This window comes from Mesorhizobium sp. PL10, assembly GCF_053714315.1.
The window spans coordinates 1-492 of sequence record NZ_JBSKBR010000196.1 but is presented as its reverse complement, the minus strand read 5'-3'; the positions used below and the strand labels follow the sequence as shown (position 1 = coordinate 492).

The 492-nt window shown below is 60.8% G+C and carries 1 protein-coding gene; it reads right to left on the bottom strand.

The features are described from left to right. Window positions 1-492 (bottom strand): HlyD family efflux transporter periplasmic adaptor subunit (locus tag ACWGTO_RS33830; RefSeq protein WP_454578998.1); only part of this gene is annotated, 492 nt, incomplete at both ends.

The window sequence follows — 492 nt, the reverse complement described above, 5'->3', positions numbered from 1 at the left end:
CGGATCGACAGCCACGTCGGCGAGGTAGTAGGGAAACCCGGTCTTGCTGTCGGTGATGCGATCCGCCGAAATGCGCGTGACGCGTCCATGAATTGTGGGTATCGAGCGCTGCTTGTAGGATGTGAAGCGAACTTCGGCGGCCATGTCGGGTCGCAGGTTCGATATGTCCTCGACGCGAACCTGCGCCTGGACGATCAGCGAGTTCTCGGTCGGCACGATGTCGAGGATTGTCTGGCCTGGCGCCACTATCGCACCGATCGAGAAGACGCTGAGATCCATCACCTGGCCATCATAGGGCGCGCGCACTTCGGCCCGATCCATGGCAGCCTGGGCTGCGAACATCTTGGGCACAAGGTCAGCAAGGTTCGATTGCGTATCGATCAGCATGGCAGCCAGCTTGGCTCGGCGCTCGTTGGTCAACTGCGCGATCTGGCTCTCGAGTTCGGCTTTGCTCTGTTGGCTGCCGCCAATTGCGCCGAGGTTCTCGTCGAT